The organism is Streptomyces coelicoflavus, from assembly GCF_045041415.1.
Taxonomy (GTDB): domain Bacteria; phylum Actinomycetota; class Actinomycetes; order Streptomycetales; family Streptomycetaceae; genus Streptomyces; species Streptomyces coelicoflavus.
This window is the reverse complement of record NZ_CP108218.1, coordinates 7,451,831-7,478,413: the sequence shown is the minus strand read 5'-3', so window position 1 is coordinate 7,478,413 and position 26,583 is coordinate 7,451,831. Positions and strand designations below refer to the sequence as shown.

General features: G+C 72.6%; 25 protein-coding genes. 7 read left to right on the top strand and 18 right to left on the bottom strand.

What is annotated here, in order from left to right:
* Positions 1–41 precede the first annotated feature (41 nt).
* Positions 42–1,649, top strand: a complete 1,608-nt coding sequence (locus OHA99_RS33675) for a ubiquinol-cytochrome c reductase cytochrome b subunit (RefSeq protein WP_282879691.1) — start codon at positions 42–44, stop codon at positions 1,647–1,649.
* On the opposite strand, the gene OHA99_RS33670 is transcribed toward OHA99_RS33675, so the two are convergent.
* From OHA99_RS33670 to OHA99_RS33650, 5 genes are all read right to left on the bottom strand, one after another.
* The gene (locus tag OHA99_RS33670) at positions 1,583–2,035 is read right to left on the bottom strand and encodes a cytochrome c oxidase subunit 4 (RefSeq protein WP_153181211.1); all 453 of its coding nucleotides are present in this window, start codon (positions 2,033–2,035) and stop codon (positions 1,583–1,585) included. The genes OHA99_RS33675 and OHA99_RS33670 overlap by 67 nt on opposite strands.
* Positions 2,032–3,753 (bottom strand): cytochrome c oxidase subunit I, encoded by a 1,722-nt coding sequence (gene ctaD / locus OHA99_RS33665; protein ID WP_153181210.1) that lies wholly within the window; start codon positions 3,751–3,753, stop codon positions 2,032–2,034. The genes OHA99_RS33670 and ctaD overlap by 4 nt, the downstream gene beginning before the upstream one ends.
* A 64-nt stretch (positions 3,754–3,817) precedes the next feature.
* Positions 3,818–4,513: a hypothetical protein gene (locus OHA99_RS33660; protein ID WP_405698617.1), complete on the bottom strand. Its 696-nt coding sequence runs from the start codon at positions 4,511–4,513 to the stop codon at positions 3,818–3,820.
* A complete protein-coding gene (locus tag OHA99_RS33655) occupies positions 4,510–6,090 on the bottom strand; it encodes an ATP-binding protein (protein WP_405698615.1) in 1,581 nt (526 codons plus the stop codon). Before OHA99_RS33655 ends, OHA99_RS33660 begins: the two co-directional genes overlap by 4 nt.
* Positions 6,091–6,101: 11 nt before the next feature.
* Positions 6,102–6,791, bottom strand: coding sequence for a response regulator transcription factor (locus OHA99_RS33650; RefSeq protein WP_153181208.1), 690 nt, complete (start codon positions 6,789–6,791; stop codon positions 6,102–6,104).
* A gap of 113 nt (positions 6,792–6,904) precedes the next feature.
* Here OHA99_RS33650 and OHA99_RS33645 point away from each other — a divergent pair, with 113 nt between their 5' ends.
* Complete coding sequence (locus OHA99_RS33645; RefSeq protein WP_405698614.1) at positions 6,905–7,822, top strand: DUF3152 domain-containing protein; 918 nt, start codon at positions 6,905–6,907, stop codon at positions 7,820–7,822.
* 4 nt (positions 7,823–7,826) lie between these two features.
* Here OHA99_RS33645 and OHA99_RS33640 read toward each other — a convergent pair whose 3' ends face one another.
* From OHA99_RS33640 to OHA99_RS33630, 3 genes are all read right to left on the bottom strand, one after another.
* Positions 7,827–8,852 carry an SPFH domain-containing protein gene (locus tag OHA99_RS33640; RefSeq protein WP_054100190.1) on the bottom strand — a complete coding sequence of 342 codons (1,026 nt, stop codon included), beginning with the start codon at positions 8,850–8,852 and terminating at the stop codon, positions 7,827–7,829.
* Between the two features lie 2 nt (positions 8,853–8,854).
* Positions 8,855–9,286 (bottom strand): NfeD family protein, encoded by a 432-nt coding sequence (locus tag OHA99_RS33635; RefSeq protein WP_153181206.1) that lies wholly within the window; start codon positions 9,284–9,286, stop codon positions 8,855–8,857.
* Positions 9,287–9,454: 168 nt separating this feature from the next.
* The gene (locus OHA99_RS33630; RefSeq protein WP_165686827.1) at positions 9,455–10,189 is read right to left on the bottom strand and encodes a lytic polysaccharide monooxygenase; all 735 of its coding nucleotides are present in this window, start codon (positions 10,187–10,189) and stop codon (positions 9,455–9,457) included.
* A gap of 321 nt (positions 10,190–10,510) precedes the next feature.
* Between OHA99_RS33630 and OHA99_RS33625 the strand changes: the two genes are divergently transcribed.
* On the top strand, positions 10,511–10,966 hold the full coding sequence (locus OHA99_RS33625) for a DoxX family protein (RefSeq protein ID WP_381498967.1): 456 nt from the start codon (positions 10,511–10,513) through the stop codon (positions 10,964–10,966).
* 88 nt (positions 10,967–11,054) lie between these two features.
* Here the strand turns inward: OHA99_RS33625 and OHA99_RS33620 are convergent, their stop codons facing one another.
* The 7 genes from OHA99_RS33620 to OHA99_RS33590 are packed head-to-tail and all read right to left on the bottom strand — an operon-like array spanning position 11,055 to position 19,497.
* Positions 11,055–12,476: an amidase gene (locus tag OHA99_RS33620; RefSeq protein WP_366473284.1), complete on the bottom strand. Its 1,422-nt coding sequence runs from the start codon at positions 12,474–12,476 to the stop codon at positions 11,055–11,057.
* 23 nt (positions 12,477–12,499) lie between these two features.
* Entirely contained in the window at positions 12,500–13,765 is a 1,266-nt protein-coding gene (locus OHA99_RS33615; RefSeq protein ID WP_153181202.1) for an NADH:flavin oxidoreductase, read from the bottom strand.
* Positions 13,762–14,763: an ABC transporter ATP-binding protein gene (locus OHA99_RS33610; RefSeq protein WP_366473285.1), complete on the bottom strand. Its 1,002-nt coding sequence runs from the start codon at positions 14,761–14,763 to the stop codon at positions 13,762–13,764. The genes OHA99_RS33615 and OHA99_RS33610 overlap by 4 nt, the downstream gene beginning before the upstream one ends.
* Complete coding sequence (locus tag OHA99_RS33605; RefSeq protein ID WP_366473286.1) at positions 14,760–15,830, bottom strand: ABC transporter ATP-binding protein; 1,071 nt, start codon at positions 15,828–15,830, stop codon at positions 14,760–14,762. The genes OHA99_RS33610 and OHA99_RS33605 overlap by 4 nt, the downstream gene beginning before the upstream one ends.
* A complete protein-coding gene (locus tag OHA99_RS33600) occupies positions 15,827–16,861 on the bottom strand; it encodes an ABC transporter permease (protein WP_405698611.1) in 1,035 nt (344 codons plus the stop codon). The genes OHA99_RS33605 and OHA99_RS33600 overlap by 4 nt, the downstream gene beginning before the upstream one ends.
* Positions 16,854–17,822 (bottom strand): ABC transporter permease, encoded by a 969-nt coding sequence (locus OHA99_RS33595; protein WP_153181199.1) that lies wholly within the window; start codon positions 17,820–17,822, stop codon positions 16,854–16,856. Before OHA99_RS33595 ends, OHA99_RS33600 begins: the two co-directional genes overlap by 8 nt.
* 55 nt (positions 17,823–17,877) lie before the next feature.
* A complete protein-coding gene (locus OHA99_RS33590; RefSeq protein WP_164385841.1) occupies positions 17,878–19,497 on the bottom strand; it encodes an ABC transporter substrate-binding protein in 1,620 nt (539 codons plus the stop codon).
* A 364-nt stretch (positions 19,498–19,861) separates the two neighbouring features.
* On the opposite strand from OHA99_RS33590, the gene OHA99_RS33585 reads away from it, so the two are divergent.
* Positions 19,862–21,505, top strand: a complete 1,644-nt coding sequence (locus OHA99_RS33585) for a class I adenylate-forming enzyme family protein (protein ID WP_405698609.1) — start codon at positions 19,862–19,864, stop codon at positions 21,503–21,505.
* Between the two features lie 99 nt (positions 21,506–21,604).
* Here OHA99_RS33585 and OHA99_RS33580 read toward each other — a convergent pair whose 3' ends face one another.
* Together OHA99_RS33580 and OHA99_RS33575 are read right to left on the bottom strand one after the other, a co-directional pair.
* Positions 21,605–22,381 (bottom strand): SDR family oxidoreductase, encoded by a 777-nt coding sequence (locus OHA99_RS33580; protein ID WP_153181196.1) that lies wholly within the window; start codon positions 22,379–22,381, stop codon positions 21,605–21,607.
* A 9-nt stretch (positions 22,382–22,390) separates the two neighbouring features.
* Entirely contained in the window at positions 22,391–23,065 is a 675-nt protein-coding gene (locus OHA99_RS33575; RefSeq protein WP_153181195.1) for a TetR family transcriptional regulator, read from the bottom strand.
* A gap of 189 nt (positions 23,066–23,254) precedes the next feature.
* Between OHA99_RS33575 and OHA99_RS33570 the strand changes: the two genes are divergently transcribed.
* Together OHA99_RS33570 and OHA99_RS33565 are read left to right on the top strand one after the other, a co-directional pair.
* Positions 23,255–24,130, top strand: a complete 876-nt coding sequence (locus tag OHA99_RS33570) for a TIGR03619 family F420-dependent LLM class oxidoreductase (RefSeq protein ID WP_153181194.1) — start codon at positions 23,255–23,257, stop codon at positions 24,128–24,130.
* Positions 24,127–24,624 carry a nuclear transport factor 2 family protein gene (locus OHA99_RS33565; RefSeq protein WP_153181193.1) on the top strand — a complete coding sequence of 166 codons (498 nt, stop codon included), beginning with the start codon at positions 24,127–24,129 and terminating at the stop codon, positions 24,622–24,624. Before OHA99_RS33570 ends, OHA99_RS33565 begins: the two co-directional genes overlap by 4 nt.
* Positions 24,625–24,697: 73 nt before the next feature.
* Here OHA99_RS33565 and OHA99_RS33560 read toward each other — a convergent pair whose 3' ends face one another.
* The gene (locus OHA99_RS33560) at positions 24,698–25,618 is read right to left on the bottom strand and encodes an SDR family oxidoreductase (protein WP_405698607.1); all 921 of its coding nucleotides are present in this window, start codon (positions 25,616–25,618) and stop codon (positions 24,698–24,700) included.
* Between the two features lie 130 nt (positions 25,619–25,748).
* Here OHA99_RS33560 and OHA99_RS33555 point away from each other — a divergent pair, with 130 nt between their 5' ends.
* Positions 25,749–26,576: an enoyl-CoA hydratase family protein gene (locus OHA99_RS33555; RefSeq protein ID WP_405698606.1), complete on the top strand. Its 828-nt coding sequence runs from the start codon at positions 25,749–25,751 to the stop codon at positions 26,574–26,576.
* The last annotated feature ends 7 nt before the right edge of the window (positions 26,577–26,583 follow it).

The following is a 26,583-nucleotide window of genomic DNA, read 5'->3' as shown; positions in this document are numbered from 1 at the left end:
CGGCGTAGTTTCCGGCACGGGTGGTGGGGAACCCATGCGCCGTGCTGTTGCAGAGGAGAAGGGCCCGCGCCGGTGCACGGGCCCGTCACGCGGGCGAACACACCGTCGACTGGGCCGACGGGCGCCTCCCCGTCTCCGCGGGCGGGGGGCTGTTGCGCAAGGCCTTCCCCGAGCACTGGTCGTTCCTGCTGGGCGAGATCGCCCTGTACAGCTTCGTGGTGCTGCTGCTGACCGGGGTCTGGCTGACGCTGTTCTTCAAGCCGTCGATGACGGAGGTCGTCTACGACGGCTCGTACGAGCCCCTGCTGGGGGTGAGCATGTCGGAGGCCTACCGCTCGACGGTGGACATCAGTTTCGACGTGCGCGGCGGGCTGCTGATCCGGCAGGTGCACCACTGGGCGGCGCTGGTGTTCCTGTCGGCCATCGGGGTGCATCTGCTGCGGATCTTCTTCACCGGGGCGTTCCGCCGGCCGCGTGAGGTCAACTGGCTGATCGGCGTCACGCTGTTCGTGCTGGCGCTCGCCGAGGGCTTCGCCGGGTACTCCCTCCCCGACGACCTGCTGTCCGGGACGGGGTTGCGCATCGCGCAGGGGATCATGCTGTCCATCCCGGTCGTGGGGACGTACATCAGCATGTTCGTGTTCGGCGGCGAGTATCCCGGCGAGGACATCGTGCCGCGGCTGTACTCGGTGCACATCCTGCTGCTGCCCGCGCTGCTGGTCGCGCTGGTCACGCTCCATCTGATCCTGGTGTTCTACCTGAAGCACACCCAGTGGGCGGGGCGCGGGCGCACCAACCGCAACGCGGTGGGCAAGCCGATGTTCCCGCAGTTCATGACGAACTCCACGGGGCTGTTCTTCATGGTCTTCGGCGTCGTGACGGTGCTCGCGGCGGTGGCGCAGATCAACCCGATCTGGACGTACGGCCCCTACCGTCCCGACATCGTCTCCACGGGCTCGCAGCCGGACTGGTACGTCGGGTTCCTGGAGGGTTCGCTGCGGCTGATGCCGCCGTTCGAGACGGCGGTGGCGGGCCACACCGTCATGTGGAACGTCCTGGTGCCCGCGGTCCTGCTGCCGGGCGCCCTGTTCGCGGTGCTGTACGCCTACCCGTTCTTCGAGCGGTGGGTGACGGGCGACCACGAGGAGCACCATCTGTGCGACCGGCCCCGGGACAAGCCCGTACGGACCGGTCTCGGCGTCGCCGCGATCGTCTTCTACGGGGTGCTGCTCCTGGCCGGCGGCAACGACATCCTCGCCCACACGTTCCACATCTCGCTGAACCTGCTGACCTGGATCTTCCGGATCTCCCTCGTGCTGGCGCCGCCGCTCGCCCTCGTCGCCACCAAGCGGATCTGCCTGGCGCTCCAGGAGCGCGACCGCGAGCGCCTGTCCGAGGGCGAGGAGACGGGCGAGGTGTACCAGACCCTCGCCGGCGGTTACGCCGAGATCAACGGGCCCCTCGACCCCGAGGAGCGATACGTGCTGCGCTCCCGCCGGGAGCCCGAGCCGCTCGCACCGTCCCCGAAGGACGGCGAGGCACCGCACGTGGGCCGGCTGCGGGCGACACTCAGCGGCTGGTACTACGACGACCGGGTCGACGTCGAGGAGACGGAGCCGCGGGCCTGCTCGGGCGAGCCGGAGCGCTGAACGCCCCGGTCGGCGTACTGGAAGACCAGGCCGCAGACGCCCATGGCGAGCAGACCGAACCCGATCAGGGCCAGCCACAGGCCGAAGACGATGCCGAAGGCGAGCACCACGGCGGCCAGCGCGGTGGTGATGGGCCAGGGGCTGTGCGGCGGGAAGAAGTCCACGGGACCCGCGGTGTCGACGACCTCGCCCTCACCTCGGTCCTGCGCGCGCAGGCCGCGTCTGCGGTACTGGACGTGAAGGAAGAACGCGACGAGCGAGGCCATGAGGAAGGCGAGGACGAGCGCGGCCGTGCCGGCGGGCTCGCGCGACCACCAGCCATAGAGGGCGGCCTCGCCGCCGAAGAAGACCGCCACACCGGTGAACAGACGGGATTCGGTCCTCACTGCACCTGCCTCTGATCGTGTCGGGTGATCGCGGGGTGATGGAGGTCGAAGGCCGGGGACTCGGAGCGGATCCGGGGCAGCGACGTGAAGTTGTGGCGCGGCGGCGGGCTGCTGGTGGCCCATTCGAGGGAACGGCCGTAGCCCCAGGGGTCGTCCTGTTCGACCTTCTTCCCGTAGTGGTGGGTGTGCCACACGTTGTAGAGGAACGGCAGCGTGGACAGGCCGAGGAGGAAGGCGCCGATGGAGCTGACGGTGTTCAGCGTGGTGAAGCCGTCCGCGGCCAGGTAGTCGGCGTAGCGGCGCGGCATGCCCTGCTGGCCGAGCCAGTGCTGGACGAGGAACGTGGTCTGGAAGCCGATGAACAGGGTCCAGAAGTGGATCTTTCCGATGCGTTCGTCGAGCAGTTTGCCGGTGAACTTGGGCCACCAGAAGTAGAAGCCGGCGAACATCGCGAAGACGACGGTGCCGAACAGCACGTAGTGCAGGTGGGCGACGATGAAGTACGAGTCCGTCAGGTGGAAGTCCAGCGGCGGGGAGGCGATGAGGACGCCGCTCATGCCGCCGAGCAGGAAGGTCACCAGGAAGCCGCACGCCCACAGCATGGGTGTCTCGAAGGACAGTGAGCCGTGCATCATCGTGCCGATCCAGTTGAAGAACTTCACCCCGGTGGGTACGGCGATGAGGAACGACATGAGGGAGAAGAAGGGGAGCAGCACGGCGCCCGTGGCGAACATGTGGTGGGCCCACACCACCGCGGAGAGAAAGGTGATGGCGATGGTGGCGCCGACCAGGCTGACGTAGCCGAAGACGGGCTTGCGGCTGAAGACCGGGATGATCTCGGTGACGATGCCGAAGAACGGCAGCGCGACGATGTACACCTCGGGATGGCCGAAGAACCAGAACAGGTGCTGCCACAGCAGCGCCCCGCCGTTGGCCGCGTCGAACACGTGCGCGCCGAACTTCCGGTCCGCCTCGAGCATCAGCAGCGCGGCGGTGAGTACGGGGAAGGCGGGCAGCACCAGGATCGACGTGAACAGGATGTTCCAGGTGAAGATCGGCATCCGGAACATGGTCATGCCGGGGGCGCGCAGGCAGATGATGGTGGAGATGAAGTTGACGGCGCTGAGCGTGGTCGACACGCCGCTCACCACCAGGCCCATGGTCCACAGGTCGCCGCCGGGGCCCGGGCTGAAGGTCGCGCTGTTCAGCGGCGCGTAGGCGAACCAGCCGAACGAGGCCGCTCCCCCGGGTGTCAGGAAGCCCGCCACCACCATCAGGCCGCCGAACAGGTACATCCAGTACGACAGCGCGTTCAGCCGGGGGAAGGCCAGGTCCGGGGCGCCGATCTGCAAGGGCATGATGACGTTGGTGAACCCGGCGAACAGCGGGGTCGCGAACAGCAGCATCATGATGGTGCCGTGCACGGTGAACAGCTGGTTGTACTGCTGATTGCTGAACAACTGAAGCCCGGGGCGGGCGAGTTCACTGCGCATCAGCATCGCCAGGACGCCGGCGAGGAGGAAGAAGCCGAACGACGTCACCAGGTAGAGATGGCCGATCACCTTGTGATCGGTCGTCGTCGCCCACCGCACCAGCGCCCGCCCGAGCGTACGGTTCGTCCGCTGCCGAGCCGGTGTCCGGCGCGGCGGCTCGGTCCTTCTGTCCACCGCCATGCGGCGGAGAGTACCCAGGCGTCGTGGGCCCAGACCTACGACCACGCCGTGGCCCGGGCCGGGTGTCCGGCGGATGGGCCACCTGGCGCACACGGCCGCGGGACGCGGGTTACGGGGCGTCCGCTCCGCCCGTGTCTCCAGCGCCTCCGGCGCCTCCGGCGCCTCCGGTTCCGCCGGTTCCGCCGGTGCCCCCGGACGGGCAGTCGTCGCTGGAGCGGCCGGCCAGGCGGCCGCCGGGCTGCTCGACGGCCACCTGCGCGCTCCCCAGCGCCGGGTCCTGCCGCAGCCGGGCGACGGCCACCGTGCAGGCCAGTTGGTCGATGGCCGTGTCGCTCAGGCTCCCGGCGGTCCGCGGCAGCTGGACGTTGACCACCGTGCCGTCGGTACGGATGGTGGGAGCCACGGCGGCGGACGGCAGCTCGGTCGTCAGGCCCCTCCGCCGCTCCTGGGGGTCCGGCCCCTTGAACAGCATGAGCACGGTGCTGCCGAGGTCGGTCGAGCCCGCCACGGTACGGGAGACCGCCGTCAGGTCGCCGTCCGCGACGAAGTAGAGCGGAATCCTGACGAGGGGCACCTCCTCGGGCACGGTCTCCGACGGCGCGGCCGTGACGCCCGGCCGCAGCACGCCGGTCGCGGGTTCGCCCGCCTCGACGACTCCCGTCTCGGGGATGCCGCAGGCGGTGAGCGGGAGCAGCGCCGCGAGCAGCACGGGGAGCGCCCGCCGGGCACTTCGGCCGGGCCGGCCGCCGGGCGGATACGGGCCCAGGGCCGCGGCGGCCGTCCGTGAGCGTGCCGACGGGTTCATGTCCGGGCCTCCGTCGCCGAGTCCGTGTGCGGGCCCGGGTCCGTGTACGGGCCCGGCTCCGTGTGCGGGCCCGGGTCCGGCTCCGGGTCCTGGGGCGGTTCCGGGTGCCTGGTCCGGTCCTCCGTGTCGTCCGTTCGCAGGGGCAGGACGACCGTGAAGACGGCGCCGCCCTCCGGGTGGTTGGCCGCCCGGACGGTGCCGTCGTGCAGCCGTACGTTCTCCGTGGCGATGGCCAGCCCGAGGCCGCTGCCCTCGCTCCGGGCGCGGGCGTCGGCGGACTTGTAGAAGCGGTCGAACACGTGGGGCAGGACGTGCTCGGGGATGCCGTCGCCGCCGTCGCGAACCGTGACGACGGCCTGCCCGCCGGCGCGCGGGTCGTTCCGCACCCCGAGTTCGAGGCGGACCGGGGGCGCGCCGTGTCTGAGGGCGTTGGCGACGAGGTTCGCCACGATCACGTCGAGGCGGCGCGGGTCGACCCGGCCGCGCAGCTCCCCCGGTCCGGGCAGGCCGGTCTCCACGGTGTCCTGCCAGCCGCGCGAGGCGAGCGTGCGCCGCAGCGACTCGGCGAGGTCGATCTCGTCGAGGTGCAGGGCCTCCGCGCCCGCGTCGAACCGGGATATCTCCATCAGGTCGTCCACCAGTGCGGCCAGCTTCGTGGTCTCCGTGCTGATGAGGCGCACGGCCGTCGCGGTGTCGTCGTCCAGGCCGGCCGCGTCCTCGTCCAGTACGTCCGTGACCGCCGACATCGCCGCCAGCGGGGTACGCAGTTCGTGGGAGACGTCCGCGGCGAAGCGCCGGGCGCCGGCCTCCATGCGCCGCAGCTCGGCCACCGATCCCTCCAGCGCCGCGGCGGTCTCGTTGAAGGTGCGGGACAGATCCGCGAGTTCGTCGGAGCCCTGCACCGCGAGCCGGGTGTCCAGGCGGCCCTCGGCGATGCTGCGGGTCGCCCGGCGCAGCGCCCGCACCGGCCGCAGGACGCCCCGGGCGGCGAGGAGCGCGATCAGGACGGCCAGCACCAGGGCCGGCACGGTGGCCCGCTCGATGGCGGTGACCAGCGCGTCGACGTAGCCCTGCTCCTCCTGCTGCGGCACGGTGAGGTAGACCTCGAGGCCGGAGGCGCGTCGTTCGGTGCCGTACTGGCCGGCGAAGGTGACGGGCATGCCGACGACCAGCGAGGAGCGGCCGTCGAGCGACACCCGCTGGAACACGGTGGCCCGACGGGAGCGCACGGACTCGCGCATCGCCGGGGACAGTTCGGGGAACGGGTCGCCGGGGGCGGAGGTTACGTCGGCGTCCCGGTAGGCGGCCAGCACCCGCCACGGCTGGGACCGCCCGCCCCTGGAGACGTCGTCGGCGAACGCCTGCAGGTCGGCCGCTTCGGGCGGGAACCGGTAGTTGGGGACCAGGGTGTTGACGCGGTGCCGGAAGTCCTCGATCACCGTGTCCTGGCTCTGCTGAAGGACCCCGGTCCGTGCCTCGCGGAAGGTCAGCGCGCCGGTGGTCACCGTGGCCACGACGGCGACGAGGGTGAAGGCCACCACCAGCCGCAGGCGCAGTCCCATCAGCGCGCGCAGCACCCGCGGGACCCTCACCGGGGGCCGAACCGGTAGCCGAAACCGCGCACGGTGTGGACGTAGCGCGGGCTGCCCGGAGTTTCGCCGATCTTGGACCGCAGCCGTTTGACACAGGCGTCCACGAGTCGTGCGTCCCCGTGGTAGCTGTGCTCCCACACGGCCTCCAGGAGCTGCTGACGGCTGAACACCTGCCCGGCGGAGGCGGACAGGGTGAGCAGCAGCCGCAGTTCGGAGGGGCCGAGGAGGACCGGCTGTCCGCGGTGGGTGACGGTCAGTCCGGCCCGGTCGATGACCAGGTCACCGTGGTGCTCGGTGCGCGGGGTGCCCGGTTCGTCCGGCGCGCCGCCCACGCGGCGGAGCACGGCGCGTATGCGTGCGTCGAGGACGCGGGCGCGGACCGGTTTGACAACGTAGTCGTCGGCTCCGGACTCCAGTCCGACGACGATGTCGGTGTCGTCGCCGCGGGCGGTGGCCATGATGATCGGCACCTGGTCGTGGGCGCGTATGCGGCGGCACACCTCGAGGCCGGACATGCCCGGCAGCATCAGGTCGAGGACCACGGCTTCGGGCCGGAACGACCGGAGCTGTTCGAGACCGTCCTCGCCCGTCGCGGCGGCGGCGACCTCGTGCCCCTGCCGGCGCAGGGCGAGCAGCACGCCGTCCCGGACGGCGCGGTCGTCTTCGATGATCAGGACCCGAGGCATGGAGCTCAGTATGCGCGTGCGCGGGAGGGAGTCCGCGTGCGGGTGACGGCTGTTACACAGCGGTCCAAAAGGCGTCCACGCGCGATCACACGCCCGCGGCACGCTTTGTGATCATGAACGAACGCCGCCGACCGAACCTCCCGCCCTCCTCCGCCCCGGGCCGCCGGCGCCGCGGCGGCCGTGCCCGTCGCCGGCCGGGCGGCCGGTCCCGCCTGCTGTGGCCGGGGCTGGCGGCCGGGGCCGTCCTGGTGCTCGCCGGCGGCCTGGCCCTCAAGGGCGTCACGGAACCCGCCGGCCGCCCCGCCGACGCGGCCGGCGCGTCGCCGGCGACGGAGACCGGTGGGACCGAGGTGGCTCGGAAGGACGCTCCCGAGCCGGAGAAGACGGAGGACGGGAAAAGGGGCGCCGAGAAGAAGAAGGACAAGGAGGCGGGGGCGGGGGAGAAACCGGACCCCGACTCGATTCCGTCGTCCGGGCCCGGGACCTTCGCCACCGCCGACGGCGGCGGCGACCGGGTCGGCGGCAGCGGGCGCACGCTGACGTACGTGGTGCAGGTCGAGGACGGCCTCGGGATTCCGGCGCGGGAGGTCGCGACCGAGGTCGAGCGCGTCCTGGCCGACGAGCGGGGCTGGACGGCCGACGGGAAGGTGGGTTTCCGGCGGGTGTCGGGCGGCGCGTCCGACTTCCGGGTGCGGCTCGCCACGGCGGGGACGGTGGACGACATATGCGGCCAGTACGGTCTGGACACCGGCGGCGAGGTCAACTGCAACGTGGGCCAGGACGTCATGGTCAACCTGAAGCGGTGGCTGCTGGCCACGCAGTACTACGCGGACGACGTGACGTCGTACCGGGCGCTGATCATCAATCACGAGGTCGGGCACTTCCTCGGCCACGGTCACGAGGGGTGCCCGGGGGCGGGGCGTCCGGCGCCGGTGATGATGCAGCAGATCAAGGGGCTGCACGGCTGCCGGACCAACGTCTGGCCCTACGACGCCGACGGCCGGCCGATCACGGGGCCGGCCGTCGGCTGAGTGCTCACGCCGCGTGGCCCTCGGGGGGTACGCCGTTGGCCCTGGCGGCGTCGGCGAGGGCCTGGGCGGCGGCCTCCGCGGCCTGGGCCGTGTCGCTGGCCGCCTGGGCCGCCCCGTCGTCCGACGGGTTCTCCCGGGTGGCCGGAGACTGGGGCAGCGCTTCGGTGAAGGCGCGGGACACCCCCTGGAGCGCGGAGGTGACCTCGCTCGGGATGACCCAGAACGTGCTGCCCGAGCCCTGCGCCAGCTGGGGCAGCACCTGGAGGTACTGGTAGGCCAGCAGCTTGGGGTCGGGGTCGTTGCGGTGCACGGCCTGGAAGACCTCGTCGATGGCCCGGGACTGTCCCTCCGCCTTGAGGATCTCGGCGGTGCGGTTGCCCTCGGCGCGCAGGACCGCGGCCTGCTTGTCGCCCTCGGCGGTGAGGATCTGCGACTGGCGCTGGCCTTCGGCGCCCAGGATGGCGGCCCGCTTGTCCCGCTCGGCCCGCATCTGCTTCTGCATGGCGTCCTTGATGGACTGCGGCGGGTCGATCGCCTTGATCTCCACCCGGTTCACCCGCAGTCCCCACTTGCCGGTGGCCTCGTCGAGCACACCGCGCAGCTGGCTGTTGATGGTGTCGCGCGAGGTGAGGGTCTTCTCCAGGTCCATGGAGCCCACGACGTTGCGCAGGGTGGTGACGGTGAGCTGCTCGACCGCCTGGAGGAAGCTGGCGATCTCGTAGAAGGCCGCGCGCGGGTCCGTGACCTGGAAGTACAGCACGGTGTCGATCTCGACGACCAGGTTGTCCTCGGTGATGACCGGTTGCGGCTTGAAGGAGACGACCTGTTCCCTCAGGTCGATCACCGGATAGACGCGGTCGATGTACGGGATGACCACGCTGAGTCCGGGTTTCAGGGTGCGGTGGTAGCGGCCGAGCCGTTCGACGTTGCGTGCGCGGGCCTGCGGCACGATGCGCACGGCGCGGACCACGGTGAAAACGGCGAGAAGCGCGACGATCACACCGGCGATGAGGAACGCCGAGGCTTCCATGGTCACTCCCGGGGATAGACGAATGCGGTGGTACCGCTGATCTCCAGAACGTCGACGGCCGCACCCCTGGGGATCACCAGCGTCTCGTCGTAGGAACGGGCCGTCCATTCCTCACCGCCGATACGGACCCTGCCCTCCCTTCCCGTCACGTCGGAGACGACGTAGGCGGCCTGTCCGACCAGGGCTTCCACGCCGAATCGCGCGGTCTGGGGCTGGCGGAGGTGGCGCACCGCGACGGGGCGCAGGAAGAAGAGGGTGACCGCGGAGACGACCGTGAACACCAGGAATTGAAACGGCGTCGAAAGTCCGGCCGCCGCGGACGCGGAAGTGATCAGGGCGGCCACTCCGAGCATTCCGAGCGCGGCGGTCAGGGTGAAGATCTCCGCCACGATCAGAACGGCGGAAACGATCAACCAGATCAGCCACGGATCCATTGCGACCCCCTTTCCGCTTTGGAATTATTTTACCGGCTTTCGGGAAAAGCGGACCCGTTCGTCACGGGGAATCGCCGGGTCGCCGCGGGACGGCGCACGCCTCGGTCGGTGCGCGCCGTCCCGCCGCGGTCACGTGGTGCTCACATGGTCACGCGGTTCGTCGGACGGTCACGCGGCCGCGCAGGCGCCGAGGTCTTCCCAGACGCCCCACTCGCCGGTGGTGCCGGGCTCCTCCCCCGTCACCCACCACTTGGCGCGCCAGTTGTGGCCGCCGTAGGACACGGTGTCGCCGCCCCCGTAGACGCTGCCGGCGTTCCACAGCGGCGCGTCGCAGGTGCCCGGGTCGCCGTCGCCGCCCCCGTCTCCGCCACCGTCGCCTCCGCCGGTGCCGCCGATGTTGACGTCGATGCAGGAGTAGAAGGCGTTGCCGGTGTCCGCGACGTTCCAGACGGCCAGGACCTTCTGGCGGCCGGTGAAGCCGCCGAAGTCGACCTGGTGGCTCACGTCCGGGGCGGGTTGCGCACGGTGGCCGTCGAACTCGGCGATCTTCTGGTTGCCGATGAAGTACTGCCAGTTGGCGGTGGCGTGCCGCGCCGTGTGGTGCCAGGTGAAGGTGTGCGTCGCGCCGACCGGGGTGACCCGCCAGCCCTTGCTGTCGTCGTCGAGTTCGGCGAACTGGCTGTTCCCGCCGCTACAGCTCTTCAGCCCCTTGGGGCCCTCGACGCTCTGGGGCTCGTACTTGATCTGTCCGCAGTCGACGATCCCCGCGGCGCACTGGTCCTGCCGGCTGCCGGGCGAGGTCACCCACCCGTGGGCGCTGGCCGTGCTCGCCGGAAGGCTCACGGCCAGCAGCGGAGCGACCAGCGCCCCGACCGCGAAGGCCACCCGTCTCTTGGTGCGCATCTCGTGCCCCTTTCAGATACAGGGATACAGGTCTAGACCTGACAACTTCAGGTCTAGACCATAGCGGCGAAGTCGGTCCGGTCAAGAGCCCGCGCAACATCAACCGCCCACCGGCCGTACGGACTTGACGGCGCGTCCCTCGAGGGCAAGTCGTTGCGCTATTGGTCTAGACAAGGGTCCCCGTGATGGTTAAAAGTCGAACCGGGCCGCGTGTCTCCCCCCTCCCTCGGGACGCCGTCGGGCCCTGCCCCGTGCTGCGCGCCATCCCCACCGGTCGCCCGATTCCGTCGGCGACCGTTGCGCAAGAGAGGAGCACCACCGTTGGAAGCGCTGGAAAAACGCAGGGAGCACGTGATCGCGCTCTTCCGCATCGTCGTAGGCCTGCTGTTCGCCTGCCACGGAGCCGCCACCCTGTTCGACGTCCTGGGCGGACCGCACGGAGCCGCACCCGGCTTCGCCGCGTGGCCCGGCTGGTGGGCGGCCGTCGTGCAACTCGTCGGCGGCACACTGGTGCTGGGCGGCCTCGCGACCCGTGCCGCGGCCATCCTGTGCTCCGGGTCCATGGCCTACGCCTACTTCGTCGAGCACCAGCCCGACGGGCTCTTCCCCATCGAGAACGGCGGGGAGAGCGCGGCCATGTTCTGCTGGTCCTTCCTCCTGGTCGCCGCCCTCGGACCGGGCCGCTGGAGCCTCGCCTCCCGTCTCCGCCCCCGCCGGGCAGAGGGCGGCCGGCCGGTCAGCGAGACGCTGCCCACGGATACGCCGACGTCCGCCTGAGCGGGGGCGTGCCGTCCACGCCGACGGTCGGCACGCCCGCTCCGCCCTGCGGTTCCGGCCCGCCGTTCCGTCCGGTGGGCCGGAGCGGTCACACCGTCGCCCACGGGGCCGAGCGCTCCAGTTGCGCAGCCAGGGCGAGCAGCGTCCCCTCCCCGCCGAGCGGGGCGGCGAACTGCACGCCGAGCGGCAGGCCCTGGCCGTCCCGGCCGAAGGGGACGGACATCGCCGGCATGCCGGTGACGTTGTACACGCTGGTGAAAGCGGCGTGGACGGAGGCGTGCCGGTAGATCGACCCGGGGTCGGCCGTGTCGAGGATGCCGAGCGGCGGCGTCGGCCGGGCGAGGGTCGGGCTCAGGAGAACGTCGACCTCGTCGAACGCGGCGCCGACCGCCCAGCCGATCTCCTGTGCCCGGCGCAGGGCGCGGCTGACGTCGGCGGCCGCGAGGGCGCGGTAGGTCTCGTACAGCACCCGGGTGAAGGGTTCGACGTCGTCGTCGGCCAGGGGCCTGCCGAGCCGTTCGAGACGGGCGTCGATCTGGGCGACCAGGTCGGCGCCCATCAGCGTGCCCGAGGTGCGGCCGACGTCGTCGGGACGGTACCGGGCGGTGGTCTCGACGACGTCGTGGCCCAGCCGTTCGCACAGCAGGGCCGCCGAGCGCACCGCCCGCGCGCAGTCGGGGTGCACCTCCGGGCCGTCCGGCAACGCGGTGAGCAGGCCGATCCGCAGCCGCCCCGGGTCGCGCCGGGCCAGTTCCGCGAACGGCGCGGCCGGCTCCGGTGCGGCGTAGGCGTCGCCGGGCAGCGGACCGGCGGCGACGTCGAGGAGCAGGGCGCTGTCCCGGACGGTGGTGGTGAGGGCGTGATGTCCGGAGACGAGGCCCGACAGGGTGGTGGGCCGGGGCGCGGGCGAGACGCGGCCGCGGCTGGGTTTGAGGCCGAACAGCCCGCAGGCCGCCGCCGGGATGCGGATCGAGCCGCCGCCGTCGCTGGCGTGCGCGACCGGGACCATGCCGGCCGCGACCGCGGCGGCCGAGCCGCCGCTGGAGCCGCCGGGCGAGTGCGTGGTGCGGTGCGGATTGCGGGTGGGGCCGTACAGCGCCGGTTCGGTGGAGGCGTTGAGGCCCAGCTCGGGGGTGTTGGTGGTGCCGAGGACGACGGCGCCGGCCCGGCGGTAGCGGGCGACCAGTTCGCTGTCGCGGCGGGCCGTGACCTCGGCGAACAGACGGCTGCCGCCGGTCGCGGGCAGCCCCGCGACCTCGGTGCCGAGGTCCTTGACGAGCATCGGCACCCCGTGCAGCGGGCCCTCGGGCAGTCCCGCGGCTATGTCGTCGAGGGCGGCCTCGAACCGGGTGTGGATCACCGCGTTGAGCCCGGGGTCGAGCTTCTCGATGCGGGCGATCGCCTGCTCGGTGACGGTCCGGGCATCGCACGTGCCGTTGCCTACGGCGTCGGCCGTGGCGACGGCGTCGAGGCGGTCCCCGGCGCCCGCGTCCTCCCTCTCTCGGCTCACGTCCCTCACCCCCTTCATGTCCCTCACGCCACGTATCCGGCGGGCTTGCCCCAGGTCTCGCGCCGGGTGGTGGCGCGGTCGACCAGGACGCAGCGGGTGCCGGTGAAGTTGGTGGGCATGCACTTGTTGCAGTGGATGCACAGCGAGGGCGTGGCGGCGTCCTCCCGCATCCGGTTGACCAGGTCGGGCTCCCGCAGCAGGGCGCGGGCCATGGCGACGAACTCGAAGCCCTCGCGCATCGCGAGGTCCATGACGGGCTTCTCGGTGATGCCGCCGAGCAGGATCATCGGCAGCTTGACCGCGGCACGGATCTGCCGGGCGTCCTCCAGCAGGTAGGCGTCGCGGTAGGGGTAGCTGTGCAGGAACCGGTCGCCGACCATCTTCACGCCGAGCTTCATCGGCTGGGGCATGATCTCGGCGAACTCCCTGAGCGGGGCGTCGCCCTTGAAGAGGTACATCGGGTTGAGCAGGGAGCTGCCCGCGGTCATCTCCAGGGCGTCGACGGTGCCGTCCTGCTCGAGCCACTGCACCACGGGGATGGCCTCGTCGAGCCAGAAGCCACCGGGGACTCCGTCGTCCATGTTCATCTTGGCGATGACGGCGATGCGTCCGCCGACCGCGTCGTGCACGGCCCGCATGATCTCCCGGGCGAACCGGGCGCGGTTGGTGAGGCTGCCGCCGTAGGCGTCGGTGCGGTGGTTGACGCGGGGGCTGAGGAAGGAGCTGGCCAGGTAGTTGTGGCCCAGGTGCACCTCGACGGCGTCGAAGCCCGCCTCGACGGCGCGGCGCGCTGCCTCGGCGTGGGCCTCGGTGACGCGCCGGATGTCGTCGAGGGACGCCTCCTTCGCGAAGCTGAGGGTGGTGGCGTGGAAGTGCCGGGACGGCGAGAGGGCGGGAGCACCGTTGCCCTTGGGGTTGGCGACGGGGCCGCCGTGTCCGATCTGGGCCGAGACCGCGGCGCCCTCGGCGTGCACGGCGTCGGTGAGGACGCGCAGGCCGGGCATCGCCTCGTCGGTCCAGTGGATCTGGTGGCGGTCGGTGCGTCCCTCCTTGGCGACCGCGCAGTACGCCACCGTGGTCATGCCGACGCCGCCGCGGGCGTAGGCGACGTGGAAGTCGACGAGGTCCTTGGTGACCAGGGACTTGTGGCTCAGCCCTTCGTAGGTCGCGGCCTTGATGACGCGGTTGCGCAGTTCGACGGGGCCCAGCTTGGCGGGCGCCAGCACGTCGGGGGCGGCGGGGGGCGTGGCGGGGCTGTCGGGCGCGGCGGGGGTCTGGGGGGCGGTCACGGGTGGTTCCTCCTGGGTTCGGCGTGGTGGCAGGCGATCCGGTGGCCGGGGCGGATCTCCCGCGGGGCGGGTTCCTCGGCGGCGCACCGTTCGGTGGCCAGCGGGCAGCGAGTGCGGAAGCGGCAGCCCGAGGGCGGGTTCAGGGGCGAGGGCAGTTCGGCGGCCGGTACCTCGGCGGCGGGCGGTCCGGCGGGGGCGGCGGAGCCGAGCTGGGCCTCGGGGAGGGAGGCGAGCAGCAGCCGGGTGTACGGGTGGGCGGCCTCGTGCTGCATGCCGTCGGAGGGCAGCACCTCGCAGACCTTGCCGAGGTACATGACCATGACGCGGTCGCTGATGTTCTTCACCACGGACACGTCGTGGGCGATGAAGACCGTGCTCAGCGCGCGCCGCCGGGTCGTCGTCTCCAGGAGGTTGAGGATCTGCGCCTGCACGGACACGTCGAGGCTGGAGACGGGTTCGTCGCAGATCAGCACCTCGGGGTCGAGCATGAGGGCGCGGGCGATGCAGACGCGCTGGCACTGGCCGCCGGAGAGTTCGTGCGGCCGGCGGTCCCGTACGGTCGCGGGGTCGAGGCCCACGTCGCGCAGGGCGGCGTCGACGCGGGCGTCCTTGTCGCGGGTGTCGTCGCCGGGGCCCCAGATCGACCGGCCCTCCCACACCAGGTCCTTGACCCTGCGGCGCGGGTTCAGGGCGGAGACCGGGTCCTGCATGATGATCTGCATCCGGGCGCGGGCGCGCCGCAGTTCGCGCGGGGCGAGCCCGGTGAGGGTGACGTCGCCGAGGCGGACGGTGCCCGCGTCGGGAGGCGGCAGCTGGATCAGGGAGCGGCCGACGGTGGACTTCCCGCAGCCGGACTCGCCGAGGATGCCGAGGGTCTCCCCCGCCGCGACCTCCAGGGAGACGCCGGAGACGGCGTGCACCTTCTGTCCGCGTCCGGCGGGGAACTCCACGACGAGGTCCGTCGCGGTCAGCGCGGGCGCGTCCCGGGTGGTGGTCATACGGCGGCCTCCTCGGCGGCGCCCAGCGGGTGGTGGCAGGCGACGAGCCCGCCGGCGCCGCGCTCCCCTGCGTAGGCGGTCAGGCCCGGGGACTCGGTGGTGCAGCGGTCGGTCGCGGTGTCGCAGCGCGGGGCGAAGCGGCATCCGGCGGGCGGGTGCAGCAGGTTGGGCGGGCGGCCCTCGATGGCGGGCAGCAGGGTGTGCGGGGGCAGGTCCAGGCGCGGGATGGAGGCGATCAGGGCGCTGCTGTAGGGGTGGCGGGGGCGGTCGAAGACGGCGGCGGTGTCCGCGTACTCGACCAGGCGGCCCGCGTACATGACCGCGACGCGGTCGGTGCGGCCCGCGACGGTGGCGAGGTCGTGGCTGATGAGCACGGTCGCCATGCGCAGTTCCTCGGCGAGCGAGCCCAGCAGGTCGAGGATCTGCTTCTGCACGGTGACGTCGAGCGCGGTGGTGGGTTCGTCGGCGATGAGCAGCCGGGGGCCGCAGGCGAGGGCCATGGCGATGACGACGCGCTGGCGCATGCCGCCGGACAGTTCGTGCGGGTACTGGTCGGCCCGCCGGGCGGGTTCGGGGATGCCGACCTGGCGGAGCAGGTCGACGGCCCGGTCCCGGGCGTCGGCGCGGCCGAGACCGAGGTGGAGCCGGAGGCTCTCGGACAGGTGGGTGCCGGTCTTCTTGACCGGGTTGAGGGAGGTCATCGGGTCCTGGAAGACCATGGCGACCTCGGTGCCCCACAGGGCGCGCCGTCCGGCGGGGGTGAGGGCGTGGACGTCCCGGCCGCCGATCCGGACGGTGCCGGAGACGGTGGTGCCGGGGCCGTCGGTGATCAGGCCCATGAGGGTGCGGCCGAGCACGGACTTGCCGGAGCCCGACTCGCCGACGATGCCGAGGGTCTCGCCCTCGGACAGGGTCAGCGACACCCCGTCGACGGCCCGGACAGCGCCGTGGGGCGTGTGGAAGGCGGTGCGTACGTCGGTGGCGTCGAGCAGCGGGGGTGCGCCGGTGCCGCGGGTGCCGTCGGTGGGGGCCGGTGCGGTGGTCGCGGCCTCTCGCTTCGGGGTCACAGTTTCACGCTCCTGGAGTCCCAGCGCCCGCGAGCCTTCTCGCCGACGATGTTGAAGGCGAACACGGTGAGGAAGAGGAAGGCGCCGGGCACGAGCACGATGTGCGGGTGTTCCTCGAAGACCCGGCCCTCTCCCTCGGCGATCATGTTTCCCCAGGTGGGTTCCGGGGGCTGGATGCCGAGGCCGAGGAAGCTGAGGGAGGCCTCGGCGACGATGAGCACCGAGATCATCACGACGGCGAGGGACAGCACGGGCAGCAGCACGTTGGGCAGCAGTTCGCGCAGCAGGATGCGGGAGCGGCCGGCGCCCATGGCGCGGGCGGCGACGACGAACTCCCGGTTGGCGTAGGCCATGGTGGTGGCGCGGGCCAGGCGCACCATGCCGGGGACGGTGAGCAGCGCCAGGGAGAAGGCGACGTTGCGCAGGTGCGGCTGGAGCACGGTCGCGAGGGCGATGAGCAGGATCAGCGGGGGCACGGCGAGCAGCGAGTTGGTGGCGATGCCCACCGCCCGGTCGACGCTCTTCTGGAAGTACCCGGCGACCATGCCGATCGCCCCGCCGACCACGGTGCCGAGGGCGACCGCGGACAGGGAGATGAGCAGGGAGGAGCGGGCGCCGTAGAGGGAGCGGGCGAGCAGGTCGAGGCCGAAGGCGTTGGTGCCGAGGGGATGGCCGCCGGTGAACGTCGGGGTGGCGAAGACGGGTTCGGCGACGGTGCTCGCGACGTCGCGGTCCTCGGCGAGCGGCAGCCACGGCGCGCACAGGATGGCGAGGCCGAGCAGCAGCAGCCAGGCCACGCCGAACCAGAACACCACGTCGAAGCCGGGCCCTGCCCACACCTTGCCGAGCCGGGAGGCCCCGGCGAGGAGCAGGCCGAGGCCGAGCAGCGCGACGGCGGCCTTGGCGGGCGTGACGAGTTGGGGCGTGGTCGCGCCGAACACCAGCAGGACCAGGCCGATGACGGTGAGGGCGGCGCCGGCGAGCAGGGGCGGCGGGAAGGCCGTCCGCGTGCGCGGAGCGAGGTCAGACATGGACACGTCGCGTCCTCGGGTCGAGGTAGCCGTAGGAGAGGTCGATGCCGGCGTTGATCACCACGTAGATCACGGCGATGGTGAGCACGGCGCCCTGGACCATCGGGTAGTCGCCCTGGCCGGCGGCGTTGACGATCAGGGTCCCCATGCCGGGCAGCGAGAAGAGGTACTCGACGACGACGGTGGAGCCGATCAGCCGGCCGAGGCTGAGGCCGAGCAGGGTGACCAGGGAGAACGAGGAGGGGCGCAGGGCGTCGGTGAACAGGACGCGCAGCGGGTGCATGCCCTTGGCGCGGGCGGCGAGGATGTAGTCCTCGCGCAGGGTGACGATCAGGTCGCCGCGCAGCACGCGGGTGAACATGGCGAGTTCGGCCAGGGCGACGGTCAGTGCGGGCAGGAAGGCGTGGTGCAGGTTGCCCAGCAGGTCGCCGTCGCCGATCCGCACCCATTCGGAGCGTGGGAACCAGCCGGCCGAGTTGACCAGGACGAGGATCAGCAGCAGCCCGGCCAGGAAGCTGGGCACGGACAGCACCCCGAAGGTTCCGGCGCCGATGATCCGGTCGGCCGCCGAGCCCTCCCGGTAGGCCGACCACATGGCCAGCGGCACCGCGATCAGCAGGGCGATGAGGAGTCCGAGGGCGGCGATCTCGAAGCTGACGGGCAGGGCGGACAGCACCCGGTCGGCGACGTCGCTCTGCGGGGGGACGACGGAGCGGCCGAGGTCGCCGGTGAGCGCGCCGCCGAGCCAGTCGAGGTAGCGGGTGACCAGGGGCTGGTCGAGGCCGAGTTCGGTGCGCAGTGCGGCGTACTCGGAGGGCGCCCGGCCGGCGCCGAGGATGTCGACGGCGGGGTCGCCGGGCATCAGGACCACCAGGGAGAAGACCCCGATGCTCGCGATGAACAGCACGCCGAGGAGTTCCAGCAGCCGCAGGGCCGGCCGGCGCAGCGCGGCGACACTCATGGTTCCTCCAGATCTCGGCCCGGCGGCGCCACCGCCGGGCCCGGGGCCGCGGGGGTCACTTGCCGATCCAGGCCTCGCCGAAGAGGGCCATGTACTCGTCGGTCGGCACGATGCCGTGCACGTTCTCGCCCCAGGCGGTGAGGGCGGCGCTGGCACCGAGGTTGATGAGGGGGACGTCCTCGTTGAACAGGGTCTGGATGTCGTCGAGGACCCGCTGGGTCTGCGCCTCGTCGGTCGCTCCCTGGAGCTCGACGAGGAGCCGGTCCATCTCCGGGTTGGCGTAACCGCCGGGGTTGCCGTAGCTCTTGGAGTTCAGGACGCTCTGGAGGCGGTGGTAGGGGTCGCTCTCGGAGACACTGGCCGCGCCGCGGCTGAGGTCGAAGTCGTGCTCGACGTAGGTCTTCGAGGTGCGGTCGGCGATGGAGGAGACGAGGTCGAGTTCCACCTTGAAGCCGACGCGTTCCAGCATCGCCTTGGTGACGACGGCCTTGGCCCGGGAGACGGGGTCGGTGCCGTCCATGTAGGTGACGGTGCCGTCGTAGCCGTCCTTCTTGGCTTCGGCGAGCAGCTTCTTCGACTGTTCGAGGTCGATGCCGAGCGGCTTCACGTCGGAGTGCCAGCGCGACTCGGGCGGGAAGATCTCCTGGCCGGGCAGTCCCTTGCCGTCGTAGGCGCGTTCGGTGTCGAGGGCGGGGTCGAGGGCCAGGGCCATGGCCTTGCGGACCCTGAGGTCGGCGCCGGGGCGGCCCTCGCGGGTGTTGACGACGACCATGTTGCCGAGGCCGGTGAGGGTCAGTTCGCCGGGGTGGCCGGCCTTGACCGCCTCGTCGACCACGTCCGGGCTGCGCATGTACACCACGTCGGCGGTGCCGTCGTCGAGTGCCTCGAGCTTGGCGCGGTCGGACTGCGGCCAGGTGAAGCGGAGCGCGTCGAGGTGGGGCTCGCCCTTCCAGTAGTTCTTGTTCGCCTTGAGGACCATCTCCTCCTGCGGTTTGTACGAGCCCAGGGTGAAGGCGCCGGCACCGATGGGCCGGAACTTCTTCCCGGCGTGGGCGGCGGGCGCCACGATCATGCCGGGGGCCTGGGCGAGCATGGCGGGGAAGGTGGCCCACGAGTTGCGGAGGGTGAAGACGACGGTGGAGTCGCCCTTGGCCTCCATCTTGGCGAGGTTCGGGGCGAGCAGGGCCGTGTCGGCGCCCTTGTTCTCCTGGTACCACGTGATGCTGCCGATCACGGCCTTGGCGTCGAGCGGGGTGCCGTCGGAGAACTCGACGCCGTCGCGCAGGGTGAGGGTCCAGGTCTTGGCGTCGTCGCTGGAGCGCAGGTCTTTCGCCAGCCACGGCTCGTACCTGTGGGCGGCGGTGTCGTAGCGCATGAGGACGTCGTAGACGGCGGCGAGCGCGGAGCCGCCGGAGGCGCCGGTGGCGTAGGTGGCGGCGGGACTGAGGCTGCGGGCCTCGGCGTAGTCGGCGAAGTGCAGGGTGCCGCCGCGGACGGGCTCGCCGCCCGCGGGCTGCTTGCCGACGTTGCCGAACGTGTAGCGGCCGCGTTCGGCCTTCTGCCGCGTGCCGCTGTCGCTGCCCCCGTCGTCCGGTGAGACGCACGCGGAGGTGAGCATCGCCGCGGCGGCCAGGGCTGCGGCGAGTCGGGCTCGCGCCCGTGGTGCTCGCTTCATGTGTTCCTCCAGTAGTCCGGTGGGGGGAAGCGGTGACGGTCCGGAGCCGGACCGGGTGGGTGGATGCCCGGACCGGTGGGTGGAAGCCGGACCGGGTGGATGGGAGCCGGATCGGGTGGGTGGAAGCCGTTCCGGGGGGGTGGAAGCCGGATCGGGTGGGTGGACGCTACGGCCGGCGAAATCCGGCCGACGTGACGCATCCCACTCACCGGGAGCCGGGTGGGCGGGGCGGCCGTTCCGCGTCCGACCGGGCCGTGACACGGTGTCCCGGTGACCGGAACCGGCCGGGGAGCGATCCCCGGTCCGCGCCGAGACTGACCACGACCGCGATCCCCGTGAGGTTTCCGACGCACCAGGAGTCCCGATGCCCAGCGACACGGACCACCGCTCTGCCGCCCTCGCCCGAGTGGCCGCGCTCACCGGCCCGGGCGGCCGGTTCGAGCTCGCCGAAGACGACGTGCTGGGCGCCCGGCTGCCGGTCTTCACCCACCGGCAGCGGGCCCTGCACGAGGTGCTGCACGCGTCCGTCGCGCACGCCGACCGCGACTACATCGTCACCGCGGACCGCCGGATCAGCTTCGCTTCCCACGCGGCCCGGGTCGCCTCACTGGCCCGGGTGCTGCGCGAGGAGTACGGCATCGCCAAGGGGGACCGGGTGGCCATCGCCGCCGCGAACTCCCCGGAGTGGATCGAGACCTTCTGGGCCACGGTGTCGATCGGGGCGGTGGCGGTCGGGTTCAACGCCTGGTGGTCACCGCGCGAGATGGCCCACGGGGTGGCGAACGCCGAGCCGTCGCTGGTGGTGGCCGACGCCCGGCAGTCGGCGAAGCTGGCCGGCTGCGGGGTCCCGGTGGTGTCCCTGGAGGACGACGTGAGCCGCTTCGCGGTGGCTCACCCGGACGCGCCGCTGCCGTCCGCCGACGTCGCCGAGGACGATCCGGCCGTCATCCTCTACACCTCGGGCACCTCGGGCCGCCCCAAGGGCGCCGTGCACACCCACCGCAACCTGCTGGCGGTCGTGGAGTACCACCGGCTGAACGACGCGCTGCTGCACGAGTTCGGCGACCCGCTGACCGCCGAGGACCGCGTCTACCTGCTCACCCTGCCGCTGTTCCACATCGCCAGCCTGCACAACCTCGCCGTGCCGCGGCTCGCCACGGGCAGCCGGATCGCGCTGCACCAGGGCGCGTTCGACGTGGACGCGGTCCTGGCCATGGTCGAGCGGGAACGCGTCACCAACTGGGGCGCGGTGCCCACGATGGCGCACCGGCTGCTCGAACACGGCGGCGCGGACCGGTACGACACGTCGTCGCTGACGGCGTTCGCGCTGGCCTCGGCGCCGTCGACGACGGCGTTCAAGGAGCGGCTGCGGCGCGAGCTGCCGTTCGCGAAGGACTCGCTCGTGGACAGCTACGGGCTGACCGAGTCCTGTACGGCGATCGCGGCGGCGAACCCGCAGGAGCTGGCGGCCGCCCCCGGCACCCTGGGCCGGCCGGTGACCGGCGTCCGGCTGGAGATCCGCGACCCGCTCGGCGAGGTCCTCGGCGAGGGCGAGGAGGGCGAGGTGTGGGTGCGCAGCATGTACAACATGCTGGGCTACTGGCGCGACCCCGGGGCCACCGCCGACACGATCGGCGCGGACCGCTGGCTGCGCACCGGGGATTTGGGGTGCCTGCGCGAGGGCCGGCTGTTCCTGGTCAGCCGCCGCTCGGACCTGATCATCCGGGGCGGCGAGAACATCTACCCGGCCGAGATCGAGACGGTGCTGGTCGAGCACCCGGACGTGGCGGAGTGCCTCGTCGTCGGGACGCCGCACCCCGATCTGGGCCAGGAGGTGGCCGCCGTCGTGGTGCTCCGGCCGGGGGCCGAGGTCACCGAGGAGGAGCTGCGGGAGTACGCGGCGGGGGAACTGGCCTACTTCAAGGTGCCCCGGCGCTGGCGGCTGACCACCGAGGCGCTGCCGCGCAACGCCACCGGCAAGGTCGTCCGGCACTCGGTACGGCTCTGAGGGGCCCGGAGTACGCGGGGCCCCGGTCGCGGTACGCGGCCGGGGCCCTCCGCGGTGCCGGGTGGGTGTCCCGGACGCCGGGGCGGGTGCCTCGCCGGGTCAGAAGTGCGCGGGTTCGCGCAGCGTCGCCTCGGCGCCTCCGTCGACGTAGAGGACCTGCCCGGTGATGTGGGTGTTGTCGTCACCGGCCAGGAAGAGGACGGCCCGCGCCACGTCCTCCGGCCGGAGGTAGCCGTTGAGCGGCATCGGGACGGCGGCGTCCATGACCTTCTTCATCGCGGGGTCGTCGAAGAGGCCCGCGCTCATGGGGGTTAGCACGATGCCGGGCGCGACGACGTTCACGGGGATCCCGGCGTCGGCCCAGCCCTCGGCGACGGCGGTGCGGCGCGCCCACTGGGCGAGCGCGGCCTTGGACGAGGGGTAGAGCCGGCGGGCGTGGCCGTCGGCGACGGCGCGTTCCGCGTGTGCCAGGGCCTTGTCCTCGTCGGCGGCCAGGCAGGCGGCGACGACCTCCGGGTCGGTGGCCTGGGTGCCCGAGATGGAGCCGATGACGACGACGCGGGGCTGCCGGGCGGCGGTGAGGGCCGGGCGGAGCGCCGTGACGAACTCGGTGGTGCCGAAGTAGTTGACGGTGACCATCGCGGTGCCGGGCACGGAGGTGCCGGCGCAGGTGACGACCGCGTCCACGACCCCGCCGGCCGCCTCGGTCGCCGCGGCGGCGGCAGCGGCACGGCCCGGCGGGGTGGACAGGTCGGCGTCGATCTCGCCGCCGCGCAGGTCGACGCCGATGACGCGGTCGCCCCGGGCGCGCAGGAGACCGGTGAGGGCGGCACCGATCCCGGAACCGGAACCGGTGACGACGACGTTGCGGGACATGGGGGCTCCTCAGGTCGGCCGGTGAAGTGCGGGCACGCTAGTCGGCCCGCTCGCGCGAGGTCCCGTCCACTCCCGGTGACCGGGCTGCGGGGCGAGCAGGAGGTGGCAGGCCAGCCGGATGCCGTCCTGCGCGTCCTGGGGCGAGGAGCGCTCGTACAGGACGGTGACGAGCAGCCCGTACCAGGCCTGTTGCAGCAGGCGGGCCACGCGGCGGTCCCGCTCGGTGGGGCGACTCACGCCTGCCGTGCGCAGCATCAGACCGGCGAGGAGTTCGTCGGTGCGGCGGGCCGGGCCGCCGTCGTGGTCGACGGGTGCGGCGTTGTTGGCCCGCATCATCGCGAGGGCCAGCAGCGGCTGTTCGAAGAGCTGTCGGCTCGCCCCGGTGAGCAGGCCGGTCACGGCCTCCACGGGTCCGGTGCCCGGCGGCGGGGGCGGTGTCTCGGCGTCGAGCCGGAGTACCTGGGCGTACATGACCGCGGCGAACAGGTGGGTCTTCGAGGGGAAGTAGCGGTAGAGGGTGGCGATCGCGACGCCGGACTCCCTGGCCACGTCCTGCATCTGCACCCGGTCGAGTCCGTGTGCCGCGCCGAGCCGTGCCGCGCTCCGCAGGATCCGGGCGTGGCGCTGGCGCTGCTTGGCCGAGGTGGGGTGCGCGGGGGTTCTCTCGCCGCTCGTTCGGGGCACGGTCTGGCGTCCTTCCGTCGGCCGCCGATGCTTTCGCGTGCCGTGCGGGCCCGGTGCGCGGCGTTCCGGTCAGTGGGATCCGGCCGCCTGCGACGCGGGGCGCGGACTTGGATGGCTCTTCCCCCCGCCCTCTTCTCCCCCCTTCGCCTCGTCCCCTCCCGTCTGCTCGCGTCCGAGAGAGGTGCCCCCATGCGGATCGGCATCAACAGTCCCGTCGTCACGGCCGTGCCCGGTGTCCACTCCCCGTGGGAGCGCGGTGCCGGCGTCGAGGAGCTGGGGGCGGTCGCCGAGGCCGCCGACCGGCTCGGTTTCCACCACCTGACCTGTTCGGAGCACGTGGCGGTGCCCGTGGACGTCGCCGAGCAGCGGGGCGGGACCTACTGGGATCCGCTCGCCACCTTCGGGTACCTCGCCGCCCGTACCCGCCGCATCCGGCTCGCCACCCAGGTCCTGGTGCTGGGCTACCACCACCCGCTGGCCCTCGCCAAGCGCTACGGCACGCTGGACCGGGTCTCCGGCGGGCGGCTCGTGCTCGGGCTGGGAGTCGGCAGCCTGGAGGAGGAGTTCCGGCTGCTCGGCGCGGCCTTCGAGGGGCGTGGCGGGATCGCCGACGACGCCCTGGCAGCGCTGCGGGCCTCGCTGTCCCGCCGTGAACCGGCCTATCACGGGGAGCACTTCGGCTACGAGGGGTTCGTGGTGGAGCCGCACGCCGTGCAGGAGACGGTGCCCCTGTGGATCGGCGGTCGCACGCTTCGTTCACTGCGGCGGGCGGTGGCGTACGGGAACGGCTGGGTGCCGTTCGGGCTGCCGCTGGACCGGCTGCGCGAGATGGTCGACGCGGCGACCCTGCCGGAGGGCTTCGAGGTGGTGCTGAGCGCGGGACGCCCGCTGGATCCGTCCGGCGACGCGGACGCCGCGGCGCGGGCGCTGCGCAAGGTGTCCGAGGCGGGGGCGACGCTGGTGAGCGTGTCGCTGGCGGCCGAGTCGTCGGCCCACTACGTGGAGCAGTTGGAGGCGCTGGCGAAGATCGCGGGCGTCGCGGCGGCCGGGGAGGCGGCGGCGTGAGCGAGCGGCTGCCGGACGACGTCGAAGCGCGGCTGCGGCGTCTGGAGGACGAGCGGGACATCGCCAGGATGATGGCCTCGTACGGGCCGCTGGTCGACGGCGGCGACGCGGACGGTGTCGCCGCGTTGTGGGCGCCGGACGGTGTCTACGACATCGACGAGCTCTTCCTCGCGGGCCGGGAGCAGATCGGCGCGATGGTGCGGTCCGCCGCGCACCGGGGCTGGATCCGGCAGGGCTGCGCGCACGTCGTGGGACCGCCGCACATCACGGTCGACGGCGACGAGGCGGTCGCCGTGTGCCACTCGCTGATGGTGGTGCACGAGGAGGGCCGGTACGTGGTCCGCCGGGCCACCGCCAACCACTGGCGGCTGCGCCGTACGGACTCCGCCCCCGGGTGGGAGGTGGTCACCCGTACCAACCGTGTCCTGGACGGCCGCCCCGAGTCCCCGGCGCTGCTGGCGGGCGGGGTGCGCGGGGAGCGGGCCAAGGGCTGACGCCGACCGGGTGGCCCACGGACGGGGGGCGGTGACGACTCGTCACCGCCCCGTTCCGCGTCGTGCGGCCCGGTCAGCGGGCGCCGTACACCGGCTGGGGCGTCTCGGCGGCGGCCAGGAGCCTGGTCGCCGTCTCCCCCGCCTCGGCCGGGGTCCAGCGGGCGCCCTTGTCGGCGGTGGGGCCCGGGCGCCAGCCCTCCATCACGGTGATGCGGCCCGCCTCCGCCTCGAAGACCCGGCCGCTCACCCCGGCCGAGGCCGCCGAGCCGAGCCACACGACGAGCGGCGACACGTTCTCCGGGGCCATGGCGTCGAAGCCGCCCGCGCCGGGCGCCGCCATGGTCTCGGCGAAGGTGTCCTCGGTCATCCTGGTGCGGGCGGCCGGGGCGATCGCGTTGACCTGGACGCCGTAGCGGCCCATCTCGGCGGCGGCCACCAGGGTCAGTCCGACGATGCCCGCCTTGGCCGCGGAGTAGTTGCCCTGGCCGACGCTGCCCAGCAGGCCCGCTCCGGAGCTGGTGTTGATCACGCGTGCCTCGGGGACGCGGCCCGCCTTGGCCTCGGCGCGCCAGTGCGCCGCCGCGTGCTTCAGCGGCAGGAAGTGGCCCTTGAGGTGGACCCGCATCACGGCGTCCCAGTCGTCCTCGTCCAGGTTCACCAGCATCCGGTCGCGCAGGAAGCCCGCATTGTTGACCAGGGTGTCGAGCCGGCCGAAGGAGTCGAGGGCGGCGGCGACGAGGGAGGCCGCGCCGTCGCCGGTGGCGATGTCGCCGCCGTGCGCGACGGCCTCGCCGCCGGCGGCGCGGATCTCCTCGACGACCCGCTGGGCGGGGCCGCCGCCCGCGCCGGAGCCGTCGAGGCCCACGCCGAGGTCGTTGACGACGACTTTCGCGCCCTCGGCGGCGAACGCCAGGGCGTGGGCGCGGCCGAGCCCGCGGCCGGCGCCGGTGACGGCGACGACGCGGCCGGCGCACAGGGGGGTCGGTGAGGTCATGAGGGTGTCCTTTCGGGTGGGGCCGGGGGCGGGGCCGTACCGCTCAGTGGCACGGGGCACTCCCCCGGCGTTCGCATCACTGCTACCTTCTGCCTAACAAACGTTTGGTGGAAAGGTAGCTGATCTGCTCATGGGTGTCTCCACCTCCGCCCCGCACAAGGGCGTCGCCGTCGTCACCGTGGACTTCCCCCCGGTCAACGCCCTGCCCGTGCGCGGCTGGTACGAGCTGGCCGCCGCGGTGCGCGCCGCGGGCTCCGATCCCGAGGTGCGCTGCGTGGTGCTCACCGCCGAGGGCCGCGGGTTCAACGCGGGCGTGGACATCAAGGAGATGCAGCGCACGGAGGGGCACGGCGCGCTGATCGGCGCCAACCGGGGCTGCTTCGAGGCGTTCGCCGCGGTCTACGAGTGCGAGGTCCCGGTGGTGGCCGCCGTGCACGGCTTCTGCCTGGGCGGCGGCATCGGCCTGGTCGGCAACGCCGACGCGATCGTGGCGTCCGACGACGCGACCTTCGGGCTGCCGGAGCTGGACCGCGGAGCGCTCGGCGCGGCCACGCACCTCGCCCGGCTGGTCCCGCAGCACCTGATGCGGGCCCTGTACTACACCTCCCGCACCGCCACCGCCGAGGAACTGCACCGGCACGGCTCGGTGTGGCGCGTGGTCCCGCGCGGGGAACTGCGGTCGGCCGCAATGGAGTTGGCGGGTGAGATCGCCGCCAAGGACGGACAGCTGATCCGGCTGGCCAAGGCCGCCATCAACGGAATCGACCCCGTCGACGTACGCCGCAGCTACCGCTTCGAGCAGGGCTTCACCTTCGAGGCCAACCTCAGCGGGGTCGCCGACCGCGTGCGCGACACCTTCGGCACCCACACCTCCGGCACCGGCATCTCCGGCACCGGCACTTCCGGCACTTCCGGCACTTCCGGCACTTCCGGCACGGACAAGGAGCAGCGCGCGTGACCCAGGA